This window comes from Stenotrophomonas sp. CASM110 (genome assembly GCF_049384345.1).
Taxonomy (GTDB): domain Bacteria; phylum Pseudomonadota; class Gammaproteobacteria; order Xanthomonadales; family Xanthomonadaceae; genus Stenotrophomonas; species Stenotrophomonas muris.
On record NZ_JBMRGI010000010.1, the window covers coordinates 32,187 to 47,600 of the forward strand.

General features: G+C 63.5%; 15 protein-coding genes and 1 pseudogene. 15 read left to right on the forward strand and 1 reads right to left on the reverse strand.

Annotated elements, in window-relative coordinates:
* Positions 1-234: 234 nt before the first annotated feature.
* The 8 genes and pseudogenes from VG561_RS10795 (at position 235) to VG561_RS10830 (ending at position 9,523) form a co-directional block, all read left to right on the forward strand.
* Positions 235-5,007, forward strand: a complete 4,773-nt coding sequence (locus VG561_RS10795) for an RHS repeat-associated core domain-containing protein (RefSeq protein ID WP_262093801.1) — start codon at positions 235-237, stop codon at positions 5,005-5,007.
* Between the two features lie 3 nt (positions 5,008-5,010).
* Positions 5,011-5,346, forward strand: a complete 336-nt coding sequence (locus VG561_RS10800; RefSeq protein WP_049439430.1) for a DUF6984 family protein — start codon at positions 5,011-5,013, stop codon at positions 5,344-5,346.
* An 83-nt stretch (positions 5,347-5,429) separates the two neighbouring features.
* Positions 5,430-6,296: pseudogene (locus VG561_RS10805) on the forward strand (RHS repeat protein); the annotation flags it as partial.
* Between the two features lie 175 nt (positions 6,297-6,471).
* On the forward strand, positions 6,472-6,912 hold the full coding sequence (locus tag VG561_RS10810; protein ID WP_262093803.1) for a hypothetical protein: 441 nt from the start codon (positions 6,472-6,474) through the stop codon (positions 6,910-6,912).
* Between the two features lie 318 nt (positions 6,913-7,230).
* Positions 7,231-7,554: a hypothetical protein gene (locus VG561_RS10815; protein WP_423179576.1), complete on the forward strand. Its 324-nt coding sequence runs from the start codon at positions 7,231-7,233 to the stop codon at positions 7,552-7,554.
* 475 nt (positions 7,555-8,029) lie between these two features.
* Positions 8,030-8,407, forward strand: coding sequence for a hypothetical protein (locus tag VG561_RS10820; protein WP_049439435.1), 378 nt, complete (start codon positions 8,030-8,032; stop codon positions 8,405-8,407).
* Between the two features lie 98 nt (positions 8,408-8,505).
* Entirely contained in the window at positions 8,506-8,892 is a 387-nt protein-coding gene (locus VG561_RS10825; protein WP_197606016.1) for a hypothetical protein, read from the forward strand.
* A 277-nt stretch (positions 8,893-9,169) separates the two neighbouring features.
* Positions 9,170-9,523 carry a hypothetical protein gene (locus tag VG561_RS10830; protein WP_262093805.1) on the forward strand — a complete coding sequence of 118 codons (354 nt, stop codon included), beginning with the start codon at positions 9,170-9,172 and terminating at the stop codon, positions 9,521-9,523.
* 19 nt (positions 9,524-9,542) lie between these two features.
* Here VG561_RS10830 and VG561_RS10835 read toward each other — a convergent pair whose 3' ends face one another.
* Positions 9,543-9,917 carry a hypothetical protein gene (locus VG561_RS10835; protein WP_262093806.1) on the reverse strand — a complete coding sequence of 125 codons (375 nt, stop codon included), beginning with the start codon at positions 9,915-9,917 and terminating at the stop codon, positions 9,543-9,545.
* Positions 9,918-10,484: 567 nt separating this feature from the next.
* On the opposite strand from VG561_RS10835, the gene moaA reads away from it, so the two are divergent.
* Genes moaA through VG561_RS10870 form a run of 7 tightly spaced genes read left to right on the forward strand, consistent with a single transcriptional unit; the run spans position 10,485 to position 15,380 of the window.
* Positions 10,485-11,465 carry a GTP 3',8-cyclase MoaA gene (gene moaA / locus VG561_RS10840; protein ID WP_262093808.1) on the forward strand — a complete coding sequence of 327 codons (981 nt, stop codon included), beginning with the start codon at positions 10,485-10,487 and terminating at the stop codon, positions 11,463-11,465.
* An 8-nt stretch (positions 11,466-11,473) separates the two neighbouring features.
* A complete protein-coding gene (gene moaCB / locus VG561_RS10845; RefSeq protein ID WP_262093809.1) occupies positions 11,474-12,472 on the forward strand; it encodes a bifunctional molybdenum cofactor biosynthesis protein MoaC/MoaB in 999 nt (332 codons plus the stop codon).
* The gene (glp, locus tag VG561_RS10850) at positions 12,469-13,722 is read left to right on the forward strand and encodes a gephyrin-like molybdotransferase Glp (protein WP_262093810.1); all 1,254 of its coding nucleotides are present in this window, start codon (positions 12,469-12,471) and stop codon (positions 13,720-13,722) included. Before moaCB ends, glp begins: the two co-directional genes overlap by 4 nt.
* Entirely contained in the window at positions 13,722-13,982 is a 261-nt protein-coding gene (locus VG561_RS10855; RefSeq protein ID WP_005409914.1) for a MoaD/ThiS family protein, read from the forward strand. Before glp ends, VG561_RS10855 begins: the two co-directional genes overlap by 1 nt.
* Before the next feature lie 3 nt (positions 13,983-13,985).
* Entirely contained in the window at positions 13,986-14,486 is a 501-nt protein-coding gene (locus VG561_RS10860) for a molybdenum cofactor biosynthesis protein MoaE (RefSeq protein ID WP_046431002.1), read from the forward strand.
* Positions 14,452-15,018, forward strand: a complete 567-nt coding sequence (gene mobA, locus VG561_RS10865) for a molybdenum cofactor guanylyltransferase (RefSeq protein ID WP_262093812.1) — start codon at positions 14,452-14,454, stop codon at positions 15,016-15,018. Before VG561_RS10860 ends, mobA begins: the two co-directional genes overlap by 35 nt.
* Positions 15,015-15,380: a hypothetical protein gene (locus tag VG561_RS10870; RefSeq protein WP_014647390.1), complete on the forward strand. Its 366-nt coding sequence runs from the start codon at positions 15,015-15,017 to the stop codon at positions 15,378-15,380. Before mobA ends, VG561_RS10870 begins: the two co-directional genes overlap by 4 nt.
* Positions 15,381-15,414 lie beyond the last annotated feature (34 nt).

Genomic DNA, 15,414 nt, shown 5'->3' on the forward strand with positions numbered 1-15,414 from the left:
TCCCTGTAGAAGAAGTCATGGGAGCCCGGCGTAGGCCGCTGAATGGCCACGGATGCTTGAATCTGTGACCGGTTACGCGACTCCACACTTGAATGTGCAAGCGTCCTCGACGATAAAGGCGGCATGTGGCACTGCCGCATTCCGGACCAGGGACGATCCGATGCACGACGCGTGGGCTCAGCTCCGCGTTCTCGTTCCCGCCGGCGCTGTGTTCGTCCAGGAAGGAGAACAGGGATGTTGGAACGACTGAAGACCCTCTCGCGTGCCGCGCTGGCGATTGTTGCCCTCGGCTGCTTCGCCCCTGCTGTGGCGCAGGCGCAGGAAAGCAAGATTACCTGGCGCATTTCGCAGCCCGGCGGCAATTCGACGCAGTACAAGACCCAGCAGCAGGCGGTGCAGGCGATCAAGAGCCTTCCCGCACCCAGTCCATTCCCGCCGGAGTTCCAGTTCGGCTGGCAGTCTGTCGACAAGATCAAGTCGAAAGTTGTGGACTTGAACGGCAATACGTCGATCACCTACTGGATGGGGAAGTCGCAGCCCTCCGACCCGGACTGGTCCTACATAGGGCGTGACATATTTCCGACGGAAGAGGCGATGGTTGCCGATTTTCTTGCGGACGAACAAGCCAGCAATCCCGTGTGCCCCGGTGCAGCGGTAACTCCGTCAGGCGAGTGGTTTGCAGCTTCGCCCGATCAGGAAGGTGTCATCGAGTCGCGCTACTACGATCTGACTTCCATGGCTGGCAACAACACGGCTGAATCACCCTGCACGCCATACACCGGAACGGTGGCGGTCGCGCGTACCCGGCGCTTGAACTGCCCGATTCCCCTCACACAGTGGTCCAACAAGCACAACGCCTGCGTCAGCGAAGAATTCGTTGCGACCATCACCTCGAAGTCGCAGAAATGCGACAAGGACGGCGGCAACGGTAGCTGCCCCATGTCCCGCAACGATACAGCGGCGAACATGAGTCCGATTCCCGACAAGGACCCGGCCTCCAACGGCGGTACCTGCGACGGCAATGTCGGCAACCCATGTGATGTCAAAACGGGCGAGAAGTACGAGATCGCGCCGGACTTCGATCTGGGCTGGATCGCGCTGACGCGCTTCTATCACTCCGGCATCTCCACCTCATCCGGTGGCTTCGGTTATGGCTGGACCCATTCGCTGGGCGCCCACCTGGCACTGGACGGCGTTGACAGTGTGGGCATCATTGAAAGCACCGGTTTCCAGCGTGCATTCAAGAAGATCGGCCAAGCCTATGAGGCGGACGACGACAGTGGTGACCGTCTGGTCCAGAACGGCAACTGGACACTGTACTCGGCGGGCTCCATCTCGACCTTCGGCGCGGACGGACGTCTGACCGCCAAGCGCTTCCCGGATGGCACGTCGCTGACCTACATCTACGACGACAACGACCGCCTTGCGGCGGTCACCCACAGCAGTGGCCGCACACTGGAGTTCGTCTATCAGTCCAATGACTATGAGGCGCTGATCAGTTCGGTGCTGGTCGAAGGCATTGCGCTCGCTACCTATACCTACACGCCGCAGAACCAGGTCGCCACGGTGACCTATGCGGGTGGTGGTGTGCGGACATATCACTACGAGAACCAGGACTTCCCCCAGCACCTGACCGGCATCACCGCCGAGGACGGTCGCCGCTACAGCACCTTTACCTACGATTCCATCGGCCGTGTTATCTCCAGTCAGCACGCTGGCGGTGCCGATGGCGTGACGCTCGCCTACAGCCCCAACGGCGGTGCAGTCGTGACTGACGCGCTTGGGCGGCAGACCGACTACACCCTGACACCCGGCGGCGACACCGCTCCGTCGCGCAAGGTAACCGGCCTGACGGATTCGCAGGGAACCGTCAGCCGGACCTACTACGACCAGAGTGTCGACTTCCGTCGGCGCCTGGATACCTACACTGATCGTCGCGGCATCCAGACCAAGCACACCTATGCGCAGGGTACTGATGCGGTGAGCGGCCGTGCCGTCAGCATCCATACCGTGACCGAAGCGGTCGGCTTGCCCGAGCAGCGTGTGGTGACCACGGCGCGCGACGTTGAAACCAATGCGGTACTGACCACCCGGATCGGCAATCGTGAAACCCGAACGTCCTTCAATGGCCGGCGCCAGCCGACAACCAACACGGTGACCGACATCGCGTCCGGTCAGACGCGCATCACCAGCTATACGTACTGCGAAGCCGCTGATGTGGCAGTGGCAGGCAGCTGCCCGGTGGAGGGGCTGCTGAAGAGTGTGGATGGCCCGCGCACGGATGTGGCCGATGCCGTTACCTATGCTTATTACTCGGCAGATGATGCAGGGTGCGCGACCGGAGGTGCCTGCAGCTATCGCAAGGGCGACCTGCGCAGCGTGACCAATGCGCTGGGCCAGACGGCCGAGACTCTGGCCTACGACGCACTCGGAAGGCCGCTGTCGGTCAAGGACGCCAACGGCGTGGTGACTGATTACACCTACCATCCCCGCGGCTGGCCGACCTCGGTCACCGTGCGTGGCGCGACCACTGCCGAGAATCGGGTCACCCAGATCAGCTACTGGCCGTCCGGCCAGGTGCAACAGATCACCGAGCCCGACGGCAGCAGCGTTTCCTATGTCTACGATGCGGCGCTGCGCTTGACCGATATCGAGGACAACGCGGGCAACACGATTCACTACACGCTGGACAATGCCGGCAATCGCCTCAAGGAAGACACGCTCGATGCAGGCGGTACCCTGCGCCGCACCCTGGCACGGACGTTCAACACGCTCGGCCAGCTGACCGCACTGAAGGACGCGAGCAATCACGCCACCGGCTTTGCCTACGATGCCAACGGCAACCCGCAGACGGTGACCGACGCACTGCAGCGCGTGACCAGCCAGCAGTACGACCCGTTGAACCGCTTGGCGCAGACCCTGCAGGACGTGGGCGGCGTGGCGGCGGAGATCCGCAGCCAGTACAACGCGCTGGATCAGGTCACCCAGGTCACCGACCCGAAGGGTCTGCACACCACTTATGCCTATAACGGTTTCGGTGATCTGACCGGGCAAGTCAGCCCGGACAGCGGTGCCAGCAGCTTCACCGTGGATGCCGCCGGCAATCGCAAGACGGCCGCCGATGCACGCGGCGTCACCGCCACCTATCACTACGATGGGCTCAACCGCCTGATCGGCATCGCCTATCCGGACCCCAATCTGGACGTGGGCTACAGCTATGACGTGGCGCCGGCCGCCTGTGCCGCCGACGAGCGCTTCGCCAAGGGACGGCTTGGGCAGGTGCTGCATGCCAATGGCAGCACCCAGTACTGCCATGACCGCTTCGGCCAGGTCACCCGCAAGGTACAGACCGTCAACGGCGTTGCCAGCACGCTGCGCTACGCCTATAGCAAGTCGGGCCGCCTGACCGCGTTGACCTACCCCGACGGCAGCGTGGCTGACTACGTGCGCGATACCCAGGGCCGCATCAGCCAGATCGGCCTGACCCGCCCCGGCCAGGCGCGCCAGATCGTGGTGAACAACGTGACCTATGCGGCCTTCGGCCCGGCGACCGGCTGGACCTACGGCAACGGCCGCCAGCTGCAGCGTCCGCTGGATCTGGATTACCGCCCGCAGGCGGTGCATGACCCGGCCGCCGGTGGCCTGTCGCTGGGCTATGGCTACGATCCCGTCGGTTCGATCACCGAGCTGAAGAACGGCACAGGCTCGACGGTGCTGGCCAAGTACGCCTATGACGCGCTGGGTCGCCTGACCCAGACCCAGGACGGCACGACCGGCACGCCGATCGAAACCTATGCCTATGACGCCACCGGCAATCGCACCGCGCTGACCACCTCGGCAGGCACGGCCAGCTACACCTATCCCGCAACCAGCCACCGGCTGACCGCCGTGGACGGCGAAGCGCGCGACCATGACGCGGTGGGCAACACCACCCGCATCGGCGGCAAGTCGTTCATCTACAACGATGCCAACCGCATGAACGCGGTGAAGCAGGGCAATGCCGTACTGGAAAGCTACACCTACAATCATCGCGGTGAGCGCGTGCTGCGTACCCCGGCCGGTGGCGCAGCGCAGATCACCTTGTACGACGAAGCAGGGCAGTGGCTGGGCAACTACTCGGCCACAGGCCAGGCGGAGCAGCAGGCCATCTGGCTGGACAACTACCCGGTGGCGTTGATCAACATGCCGGCTACCGGCGTGCCGGAACTTGCCTACGTGCAGCCGGATCACCTGGGCACACCGCGCGTAGTGATCGACCCGGCGCGCGATGTGGCGATCTGGGAGTGGAGCAACAAGAGCGAAGTGTTCGGCAACCAGATTCCGAGTACCGACCCGGATGGTGATGGAGTGGCGTTCGAGCTGGCGCTGCGCTTCCCAGGCCAGCAGGCCACGGATGCGAGTGGGTTGTTCTACAACTATCAGCGGGAATACGACCCGGCGGTGGGGCGGTATTCGCAGAGTGATCCAATTGGATTGGAGGGTGGGATTTCCACCTTCTCATATGTTGGCTCTCGGCCAACCTTCTCGATCGATCCGCAGGGGCTTCAGGTTATCGGAAGCCCAAGGGAGATGGCCAATCCCCTCGATGAGTCCCAGGCAAGAATGTTGCTTCCATGGGTTGCGGACATGACTCCGGGTGTCGGGGACGTCAAAGGCATTTACGAAGCATGTGAGAACCCAACGCCGGGCAATATTGCGATGGCGGCGATCGGTATTGGCCCTCTTAAGCTCCTGAAACTGCCAGTCAAAGCTGGCCGGATACTGCTCACATTTGGCCGAGTGGACAATCAGGTTTATCACGCCTTCCGACACGTCGAAAAGGCTGGGATGGATAGCGTTAGTGTGAAGGCGGCGATTGCCGCCGATATTGAGCGAATCGGGGCGAATCACCCCTCTGGAACATATTCTGGCTCTGTGACGGTCGACGGTGTTAAAATTGAATACAGCTCCCATAAGTTTCCTGATGGAAGCATTAATGTAAGTAGAATTACTCCGCCCAGGAATTGATGCATGTACAGGCATTTATCGGAATCTGAAAAATCATTAGTGAAATTGATGCTTCAAGGTGTGGATTTTCCGGGCATCACTGCTGATTCACTTGCGGCGATTGAAGTTGAGGAGATGGATGATGGCGGGATGGGGAGCCTGCTGTTCAAATCAAGCAAGCTCGACCGTTTGCTTGGAAAGGAGCTGGCCAGCAAAACCTTTGTCGACACAGATGGGGTTGAAGTTATAGTGACACTTTCACTGGACAATTATGGAGATCTTTTTGAGTTGGATGTATGGAAAGTCGACTTCTCGCCAGTTATTAGCCTTCGTCCCAGGAGGGCGTCCGCTGCGGGCTAGTAAGAGCCTAAACGTTTCCGCCCTCGCTCCTTAGCTATCCAAGGAGGCGCCCGGACTGAGGATGTTCCGAGCAATAGGTGATCGGTTGGACCTACGGCAACGGCCGCCAGCTGTAGCGTCCGTTGGATCTGGATTACCGCCCGCAGGCGGTGCATGACCCGGCCGCCGGTGGCCTGTCGCTGGGCTATGGCTACGATCCCGTCGGTTCGATTACCGAGCTGAAGAACGGCACAGGCTCGACGGTGCTGGCCAAGTACGCCTATGACGCGCTGGGTCGCTTGACCCAGACCCAGGACGGTACGACCGGCACGCCGATCGAAACCTATGCCTATGACGCCACCGGCAATCGCACCGCGCTGACCACGTCGGCAGGCACCGCCAGCTACACCTATCCCGCAACCAGCCACCGGCTGACCGCAGTGGATGGCGAGGCGCGCACCCATGACGCGGTGGGCAATACCACCCGCATCGGCAGCAAGACGTTCACCTACAACGACGCCAACCGCATGAACGCGGTGAAGCAGGGCAATGCGGTGCTGGAAAGCTACGGTTACAACCATCGCGGCGAGCGCGTGTTGCGCTCCGCGGCCGCCGGCGCGGCTCAGATCACCTTGTACGACGAGGCGGGGCAGTGGCTGGGCAACTACTCGGCCACGGGGCAGGCGCAGCAGCAGGCCATCTGGCTGGACAACTACCCGGTGGCACTGATCAACACGCCGGCTACCGGCGTGCCGGAACTGGCCTACGTCCAGCCGGATCACCTAGGTACGCCGCGCGTGGTGATCGACCCGGTACGGAACGTCTCGATCTGGGAGTGGAGCAACAAGAGCGAGGTGTTCGGCAACCAGATTCCGAGTGCCGACCCGGATGGCGATGGTGTGGCGTTTGAGCTGGCGCTGCGCTTCCCGGGCCAGCAGGCCACGGATGCGAGCGGGTTGTTTTACAACTATAGTGGTTCGATCAAAACATCAAGGGCGACTCCGCCGCTGACTTCGCTGCGGATCAGCTGGCAAACCGCCTCGGACGATCATCTGGACAAATGAGCCGTACGCGGAGTTGCTCGCAGATGTGCGGGAGCTATCGACCCGGTGGAAACTTCCCTTGCTGATGACTCGGATGCCTCAGATGTACGCTTCCAAGCTGCTCCAAATCGTGACGCTGTCAATCGCACTTTCTGGTTGCATGGAAGTTGCCAGCACCGAGTATGCAGACCGCAATCAAGTCGTCTCAAGGCAAGCAATCGGTGAATCCAAATGGTTGCCTTCATGGTTGCCAGAGGATGCAGTCAATATACGCGAGTCGCACGACATTGACACAAATGAATCTTGGCTGGTTTTCCGCCTGACCAGCGGGGTTCTTACTTTGCCCGAAGAATGTAGGCTGGTGAGCAGGCCGGAGCTGTCCGGCGCGCGAGTCATGCGGAGATTTCCACAGTCTGCTCGCAGCGCGTGGTCACGAGCATCAAGCTATGGCGGCAAGTTCTATCTGTGTCCGGAGGGAAATGCTGGCCGCTGGGTCATGCGCGATGAAGAGCTGGGCCTTGTTTACAGCGGAATAAGGTTATAGGTGGCTGGGCGGTCTCACCTAGTAAGCGAAATGCGTGAGTGGCACGTGGCGATCTCCTTTCCCGGCGCCTGATTCGGCACTTTCCGGCCGAGCGTCGTGTGGGTTCGGGTATGTGTCAAATCGACCTTGCCACTTGTCCGTGTTCACGAATGGGAGGGCCGTGTAAGAAGATCGGATGGTCCGGCAAGCTTCAAGCACCCAGGCGTTCGGCAGGAAGATTGCTGGGCCGCGGTGACGACTGTGCGGGAGGACCTATGGGATATCGGCTCCATGGTCTATTGTGGCTGCAGCGCAGGTGGTGGATGGAGGCGAATGGACATGAAAGAATGCCTGAGAGAAAGAGGCGTGCTGTCGCCAACTGGCTTCTATGACCAATACTATGCGGAGAGTGGTCTGGATCAGGAAACCGTAGTGGAGCTGCTGGAGCATGTTGCAGACGAGCTTCGTTTGCCCTCCGGGAGGCTCCGTCCTGGAGATCGATTTTCGAAGGAACTGCCGCCTGGTGAAGCTCATGGCTGGGACTCGGGGTATGGGGTGTTGATATTCGAGCTTCAATCGCTCGCAAAAAAGCGTGGTATTGCAGTCGATCGGCGGGTGGATTCGCTCGACGACTACATTCGTATCATGGCGGGTATCTATTGATGAGATTGATGCATCCCTGAATGGCTAATCGGCGTAGACGTCGCAGTGCGTACTGAGAATTCGGGGATGCCGAAGGTGAGGTATGCCGCCGCTGTCGTTGCCGGTCTGGTTCTGGCCGGCTGTGCAACATCGGGTGGCGATATGATCGTGCGCGTCTCGGGAAGCGTGCCGCCAGGTCAGGGTGACGTTCGCGCTCTAGATTGTGAGCTGAGTATGCTCGGGGAGGACGAAGGTGTAGTTTCGTCGAAACCGGTTGGAAGCACATTCTCGGTCCCCATGATGGTCGTTGCAGGGCCGGAACCCAGAAGCTACCAATTCGCCGTCGAATGCAGGGATGGTCGAAGGTTCGCATCCAAAGAAGTACAGATCAGTAGTCGGCGGTCATATGCCCGGGATCTCAATCTTGGGGAGCTTCAGGAGCGGTGACCGGCGATCGTCCTCGCGCATCCCAGAGCTCTGATCGGGAATCTAGTCCATGAGATTCATTTACGTGTTGCTCTTCATCCTTCTCACAGGTGCGGCGCTGTTTTCATTTCGCAAACTCCAACGAGGTGAGCTGGGCGAGAAGCCGGTTTATGCCGCTTTGCAAAGCGCCGAGCTGGAGTACAGACGCCAGCCGGTTGGCGACCTGATCTATGAAGAAGGGGGCGGGCATCTGCTCGCCGGGTTCTCTGTAGACGCGCAAGCGAGGGTTTGGGTTGCGTTGGACACAACGAGGGACAATGGGGATCTGTTTGTCGTCCCTATGCACGGGGAACAGAGAATCTCTTGTCAACTCGTCGATCAACTGGTGTCGGCCAATGTTGGATCAGCACAGGCTAGGCACGCGTTGAAGTCGTCTTGCGTGAAGTAGGGCGTTGCGAGGCTGAAGAAATTCCCCGTACACGCCGCAGCAATGATGGCGGCGGTGATTCGGTCGTTCTGTTGTATGGGTTTGGGGAATTCCAGTAGATGAAAGATTTCAACGCGCTCGAATGGTGTGACGCCACGTTGCTGGCTATCAACATCGATAGAAGGAATCCAGGCGTATGCGATGAGGTAAAGGTCCACGTGCGCTGGCCGGACGGTCGGGAGTCAATCGTTTGCTTCCCGGAAGCGTACGGGTGCTCTGCGCTCATGAACTTCGGCGTACTGGGTGACGAGGGAATTGAGTTCGCCAGAGTTGACGATGACGCGCCGGGACTCGCTGATCTTCTTGATCGTTGGAAGGCGGTCGGCTATCCGCTGTCCGGCCTGAAGTGTTTTCGTATCGAGACCACCTCGACCGGTAGCGTCATTCTGATCTACGCCAGGACATGGCGGATCGAGCATCTGCCGATGGCGGGTGCAGTGCCCTGAAAGACATTCCGTGCCCAGATTCCTCACCCCCGACAAGGTCTCCCTCATCCGGCGGAAGGCGCCTGAGAAGACCGAGCGGAGATATCCTTGGGGTCATGATTTTTGGCCCTGCGGCGACGTTGGCCGCCACACTCTGCAAATTGGGACCTTGATGATGGTGAGGATCCTGACAGCACTACTTCTGATTGGAGTCGGACTTGGATTCTCTGGCGGCGCATGGGCTGTAGGAAAGCGGCCCTTCAAGATGCTCCAGTTCTGCGTGCATGACCAAGAGGGCGTGAATCGGTTCAAGCAGACCCTCAGCTCTATCGCCAAGGACGAAGGAATGCAGTTCTTCGATGGCAGCGCTGAATTGGATCGCCAGCTTGCCAGGGCAAAGGTGGACGTGAAACGCCCTGTCGTCTACATCGGAGTGAAGCGGGAAGATGGCTCGGGACTGGAGGCGGGGAACCTCGGATTGGATCGCTTCGAGATAGCTATTGGCTTCTCTGAAGGGAAGATGCCCGCCGAGGCATGGTCATTCTCTTTCCGCGTCGAACGCGCTTTGGCAGATCGCTGGAATGTACACGCGGTTCCCCCGAACAAGGGGGCTGCGCCGACGGCGTGTCGGGCGGGAGGCGATCCTCGCTGAAGTCCGTTGCACATGGCATTCACCCTTCGGGCTGCAACCGCCCTACCGCCTGGGCGCACAACGACTGGCAGGCCATGACCAACCCCTCCATCACGCGGTCGCCCACGTACTGCCCGGGTTCGCCGTTCTGCCGGGTGCGTTCGGCTGCCAGCAGCATTTCCAGCACCACCCGCAACCCAGTCAACGCGCAATCGGCGTCGGCCAGGGCCAGGCAGCGGCCGGGCAGCTGGTGACGCTCCGGCCAAGGTTGTCCGTCGGCCGCCGCACCGGAGCCGATGCGGTGGAGATTGGCAATGAAGGTGTTCCTGTCCACTGTTGGCGCAGCCGGAGGCGAACCGTCGTCGCCGGCGGTGCTGCGGTGGGCGTGCAGATGCGGGAGGTCCGATTCGTTCATGGCAAGGCTCCGTGCAGGGCAATCGGTAGCCGCCACCCATAAAAGTGGCGGACGGTACGTGGTTCGAACACCGGGTTGATGTCAGTCCGGTGGGCCCGAAGGCCCCCACGCACCGCCCGCCATAGCCGGCAGACGGATTGCCAGCCGGCGCCACGCTAGGGTGGCGCCGGCTGGCAAGCGCATACATCAACATCAACTCGGGTGTTCGAAGCCCGGCCACCCTTTTCCGGTGGCACGCCATCTGAGCCCCTGGCGCTGTGCAATGCCAATCAGAAGAGTTGTAAACATCACTCGATTGGAGACGCTTTTGACATTGTCCTACGCTGTTAAGCCCCGCCAGTGCTGGCTGGCGTAGTGATCCGCCCGCAACGTGCAATCTGCGACATGTGTCGAGGTTGTCACGGCGAACGGGACGGGCGGGGAGGGCCTATCACGACAGGCGGCGCCAATTCAGGCTGCGGGCTGTCCCGGGTTGACGCTTTCAACGCCCCAGCGCACTCTGCGGGTTGGGGTCGACAACCCGTTCAGGGGCAGGGCTGCAGGGTGGTACCAGGAGGCGGAACAGCCATGAGCCAACTCACCGACAGCTTCGGACGCAGCTTTCCGTACCTGCGCTTGTCGCTCACCGAAGCCTGCAACTTCCGGTGCAGCTACTGCCTGCCCGACGGGTACCAGGCCGACGGCCGCCCGCGTTTCCTGCAGGTGGATGAGATCGGCCGCCTGGTGCGGGCCTTCGCGGCGCTGGGCATGAGCAAGATCCGCCTGACCGGTGGCGAGCCCAGCCTGCGCAAGGATCTGGACGAGATCATCGCCACCGTGGCGGCGGTGCCGGGCATCCGCAAGGTGGCCATCACCACCAATGGCACGCTGCTGCCGCGGCGCCTGCCGGGCTGGCACCGGGCCGGCCTGACCGCGCTGAACGTGAGCATGGACAGCCTGCAACGCGAGCGTTTCCACACCATCACCGGGCACGACCGCCTGCCGGAGATCCAGCAGGGCCTGGCGCTGGCGCAGGCGTTGGGCCTGCCGGCGATCAAGCTCAACGCGGTGCTGCTGCGTGGCCTGAACGACGACGAGCTGCCGCAGTGGATGGACTACCTGCGTGACCGCCCCTTCAGCGTGCGCTTCATCGAACTGATGCGCACCGGCGACAACAAAGCCTATTTCCAGCGCCACCACCTGCGCGCCGACGTGGTGATCGAGCAGTTGCTCGCCGCGGGCTGGCACGAGCGACCGCGCGCGGCCGATGCTGGCCCGGCGCGCGAGTTCGGCCACCCCGACCATCGCGGCAGCATCGGCATCATCGCCCCGTATTCGCGTGACTTCTGCAAGGGCTGCAACCGCCTGCGGGTGACCGCCAAGGGCGACCTGCGGCTGTGCCTGTTTGGCGAGTTCGGCGTACCGCTGCGCCCGCTGCTGCAGCGCGATGAGGACCACGACGCGCTGCTGGCACGCATCACCACCCAGCTTGGCCTGAAAGCGGCCGGGCATGGACTGCACCAGGGCCAGACCGGGCTGACCCCGCACCTGGCCTCCATCGGAGGATGAGCAACACGATGAGTGGGGAATTGAACGCGGCCTTCCACATGGCCGATGTCCGCAACAAGCGCATCAGCCGCCGCCGTGCGGTGGCGGTGGGCGAGCTGCATGCCGGTCCAGTGGCCTATCCGCTGATCGTCGAGCGCCGCCTGCCAAAGGGCGATGCGCTGGTGATGGCCGAGATTGCCGGTCTGCAGGGCGCCAAGATGGCGTCGATGCTGATGCCGCTGTGCCATCCGCTGCCGCTGGAACTGGTGCAGGTGTTCTGCGCGCCGGTGCCGGAACGGCAGGCGATCCGCGTGTGGTGCGAGTGCGCCAGCGAGGCGCGCACCGGCGTGGAGATGGAGGCACTGGCCGGCGTCAACGCGGCGCTGCTGACCCTGTACGACCTGAGCAAGCCGGTGGAGCCGGCGTTGCGCATCGAAGGCATCCGCCTGCTGTTCAAGGAGGGCGGCAAGCGCGGTGTCTGGCTGCACCCGGACGGCATGGACGAGGCCGAGCGTGAGCGGTTCAAGCCGCGTGCGCCGAAGGGCCTGGAGGGCGCGGCCTGCGCGGTGATCACGCTGAGCGATCGCGCCAGCGAAGGCACCTATGAAGATATCTCTGGCCCGACCCTGGTGACCGGCCTGAAAAAGCTGGGTGGCGAGGTGGTGGCCGCCGAGGTGCTGCCCGATGGCATCGAGCCGTTGGCCAGCCGCCTGCAGTCCTTGGCCGCCGAGGGCGTGCGCCTGTGCCTGTGTACCGGTGGTACCGGGCTGGGCCCGCGTGACCTGACCCCGGAGGCGCTGCGTTCGTTGAATGCGCGGCCGGTGCATGGCCTGGCGCAGATGGTGCGGGCACTGAGCGCACAGCACACGCCGATGGCCTGGCTGAGCCGCGCCGAGGTGGTGCAGCTGGGCAACATGCTGGTGTTTGCATTGCCGGGCAGCCCGAAGGCGGCGGCGCAGTGCCTGGACATCCTGGCGCCGGTACTGGGCCACGCCCTGGCGATGGTCGAGGGGGATGGCCACGCATGATCCCCTACAGCGATGCCCTGCAGCACCTGCTGGACGCGGCCAAGCCGCTGCCGGCCGAACGCCTGCCGCTGCACGAGGCCGCGGGCCGCACGCTGGCCCGTGACATCCACAGCGCACAGTCGCTGCCGCCGTTCGACAATTCGGCGATGGACGGCTTCGCGCTGCGCGCCAACGGCGCGACGTTCGAGGCCGGTACCGAATTCGGGGTGCAGGGCTGGCAGGCGGCCGGCGATGCCGGTGCCGAAGGCGGCGAGGGGGCCTGGGAAATCATGACCGGTGCGCGCATGCCGGTTGGGCTGGATACGGTGGTGCCGGTCGAGAATGTGGAGATCCTCGCCAGCGAGGACGGCCGCCCGACCCGCATCGCCCTGAAGGCATCGGTGAAGCCGGGCCAGAACGTGCGCCTGCGTGGCGAGGATGTGAGCGACGGCGAGCGCGTGCTGCAGTCCGGGCAGGTGCTGGACATCAACGCGCGCACCTTGCTGCATGCCATCGGCGTGGCTCAGGTGGCGGTGGTGGCACGGCCGAAGGCGGCGGTGATTGCCACCGGCAAGGAGCTGGTGACCGAGGCGGCGCAGACGCTGGAATCCGGGCAGATCCGTGACAGCAACCGGCCGTACCTGGTCGGCCGCCTGCAGGCCGCCGGTGCCGAGGTGGTCTGGCAGGGCACGGTGGGCGATGAGGTGGCCGCCTTCAATGCCGTACTGGATCAAGCACTGGACGCGGGTGCGCAGCTGTTGATCAGCACCGGCGCGGTGTCGGCCGGCCGCTACGATTTCATTCCCGACGCGCTGCGCGGCCGGGGTGCGCGCATCGTGTTCCACAAGGTGGCGATCCGCCCCGGCAAGCCGTTGCTGTTCGCGGTGCTGCCCAATGGCGCGCTGTATTTCGGCCTGCCGGGCAACCCGGTCTCCGCTGCGGTGGGCCAGCGCTTCTTTGTCGAGCCGGTGCTGCGCCGCCTGCTGGGGCTGGCACCGGAGCAGGTGCTGATGTTGCCGCTGCAGGCCGACGTGCGCACGCCGCCGGGCCTGCGCTTCCATGCGCGGGCCCGGGTGGAAGTGGACGCGCAGGGCCGCCTGAGTGCGCGCGTGCTGGCTGGGCAGGAGTCGTTCCGTTTGATGTCCATGCTGCAGGCCAACGCCTGGGTGGTGCTGGACGGCGAGGGCGGTCTCGCCCCTGCCGGCACGCCAGTGCGCGTGCAGGGCTGGGGTCATCAGGACCCTGTGCAGCTGGCGAGCCAGGAGCCGTGATGAGACAGGTGAATCTGCAATTGTTCGGTGCGTTTTCCGATCTGGATGCCAGCCGCGAGATCGCCGTGGATGTAGCCGGTGGCACCGTGGCCGATCTGCGCCAGGCGCTGCGCGAGCTGCTGCCGCTGCGTTGGCCGGGTTTCCGCGCGGGCCTGCTGGACTACTCGGCATTCGCCGACCAGCAACGCGTGCTGCGTGACCACGAGGCGCTGCCCGACGATGGCCGGGTGGCGATCCTGCCGCCGGTGAGCGGGGGCTGAGCGATGAGCGAGACGATCATCGCCAAGGTCGTGGACCGCGCGCAGGCGGCAATCGATCCGGCCGAGGGCATCGCGGCGGTTTCCGATACGGGCTTCGGCGGCATCGATGTGTTCATCGGCAAGGTGCGCGACGTCAACGTGGGCCGGCGGGTGACCGGGATCACCTACGATCTGTTCGAACCGCTGGTGCTGAACGAATTCAAGCGCCTGGCCGCCGAGGTCGAAGCCACGTTCGGTCCGAAGCTGAAACTGTATGTAGCGCATGCCAAGGGCCGGCTTGGCATCGGCGATGTGGCGGTGGTGGTGGCCGCCGGCAGCCCGCACCGTGACGAGGCGTTCCGCGCCTGCCGGCAGTTGATTGAAGTGGTCAAGCACCAGTGCCCGATCTGGAAGCAGGAGCATTACGAGGACGGCGACAGCGCGTGGAGCGAGGGTTGCAGCCTGTGCCATGCGGACGGCGAACCCGGCCATGACCATGCGCACGATCACGAACATCCCCATTGATGGCATCGTGCTGGCCGGCGGCCTGTCCAGTCGGATGGGCCGCGACAAGGCGCTGCTGCCCTGGCACGGCCGCACGCTGCTGGAACACATGCGCGGCCTGCTGCTGCAGGCCGGCGCCGGGAGGGTATGGGTGAGCGGCGACTACCCAGCTTTTGGTGGCATCCCGGACCGGGTCGCACGCTGCGGCCCGCTGGGCGGCCTCTACAGTGTGGCGATGCAGATGCCAGACGGCCCCGCCTGGGTGGTGCCGGTCGATACGCCGCGGGTGACACCCGCGCTGTTGCAGCGGCTGCAGGCCGATCAAGGGCGTGCCTGCACGGTATTCGACGATGAACCGTTGCCGATGCGGTTGCAGATCGATGATCATTGCCGCCGCGTGCTGCAGGCCTTGATCGAGGACCCGACGGCGCGCCGTTCACTGCGCGCCCTGCAGGAACGCCTGGGCGTGACACGGATGCCACTGGCGCCGGAGGATCAGGCGTTGCTGCTCAACTGCAACACCCCGTCGGAATGGGAGTCCATCACAGCATGAAGGTCCAGCTGCAACAGCAATCGATGCGCCTGCGCGTGGATGAAGAAGAACTGGCAGGATTGCTGGCCGGCGAATCAGTGGAGAACCTGACGCGCTTTGGTGGCAGTGGTGGCTGGGGCGTGGCGCTGTCGCTGCATGCCGGCGATCAGGCGGTGCTGCTCGATGGCGGGACATTCTGCCGGTTGGTACTGCCTCGCCAGGCCGTTGAGTCGCTGGCGGGCAGGCTGCCCTGCCGGGATGGGCTGGGCTTCGGTATCGCGTTGGATGACGACAGCATGCTGCAGCTGCAGTTCGACGTGGACGTGCGCGACAGCATGCGGCAGCGTGGCCCGCAGCGGCGTTCCGAACCCGCGCCAGAGTAGGTGCACGTTGCGCAGGGCCGGGCGGTGCGCTGTC